This window comes from Desulfobulbus alkaliphilus (assembly GCF_016918545.1).
Taxonomy (GTDB): domain Bacteria; phylum Desulfobacterota; class Desulfobulbia; order Desulfobulbales; family Desulfobulbaceae; genus Desulfobulbus; species Desulfobulbus alkaliphilus.
The window spans coordinates 1-301 of record NZ_JAFFQC010000466.1 but is presented as its reverse complement, the minus strand read 5'-3'; the positions used below and the strand labels follow the sequence as shown (position 1 = coordinate 301).

Genomic DNA, 301 nt, shown 5'->3' with positions numbered 1-301 from the left:
GGAAGGCGCCGGCCGGGTGCTGCTCCGCCAGCTCGCCAAAAGATTTCCCGAGGGGGCAAACCATCTCCTCCCCCTGCTCCAGGAGCTTACCCCGGAACAGCAGGATGAGCTGAGCGAAATGATCCTCAATGCAACCAGCCTTGAGGAAATTCACGCCTGGCTCAAGTCCATCCGCGGCAATTAAACACAGGTGATATGTTGGAATTCGCTGCTCACCGCCAACCAGAGAATGAACTGTACGTTCATCGGACTTATGAACGTAGAGGCGCATTATGCGAGGGGTGGTTCAAAGCCAGCAGCA

Annotated in this window: 1 protein-coding gene; it reads left to right on the top strand. The window is 56.1% G+C overall.

All coding sequences use genetic code 11. From position 1 onward, the window contains the following. Positions 1-184: DUF4351 domain-containing protein (locus JWG43_RS19430; RefSeq protein ID WP_205244525.1), on the top strand; the 184-nt coding region annotated here is incomplete at its 5' end. Positions 185-301: the final 117 nt, after the last annotated feature.